Source organism: Vibrio sp. 99-70-13A1, assembly GCF_013114625.1.
In the GTDB taxonomy this organism is placed as follows: domain Bacteria; phylum Pseudomonadota; class Gammaproteobacteria; order Enterobacterales; family Vibrionaceae; genus Vibrio.
On sequence record NZ_VTXD01000108.1, the window covers coordinates 1 to 558 of the forward strand.

Annotated in this window: 1 protein-coding gene; it reads right to left on the reverse strand. The window is 39.2% G+C overall.

Annotated features, from left to right (window positions below):
* Nucleotides 1-125 precede the first annotated feature (125 nt).
* Nucleotides 126-558: DUF6678 family protein (locus F0226_RS22400; protein ID WP_216606708.1), on the reverse strand; the 433-nt coding region annotated here is incomplete at its 5' end.

Sequence of the window (558 nt, forward strand, 5' to 3'; positions counted from 1 at the left end):
ATAACGCCCAATTAAGTAGCTGACAACGCTACCAACACACTAAAACTTACCACCTAAATCACGGAAGCTAAACCGAATTGAAAATGCCAAGCGTTGACAGTCTGCTTAAATTGCTTGTTATACGTTTACTTTCTGAAACCGTAGATACGCAACCCTCTATCCGTAAGCTCAGTATCGAAGTGACCAACTGAGTTTAAGATACTCAATGCACCATCTATATCTTGATGCCAATGTTTAAAGGGAACATTTTCATAACCACTGGGCTTACCTACTTTGGGGATTTCTAACCACTCGATTCGTTTGTAGGCGAAAGGACCTGAGCCATAGTCACCCACATATTTTTCCATCAGCTCATCTGATTTAGTAAACAAACCTAGAAACTCATCATCACTATCCACAAACTTCCAATAACACTGATTCAACATCAATTCAGGAACATCTAATACCGTGAAGGCTTTACGCCATTTAGCGTTTGACATTAATGAAACAGTAAATCGATTCTTGATGACCTTATCAAGGTATTCATCAATTCTTGCTGGCATGAAGAGCCTCCAAAAA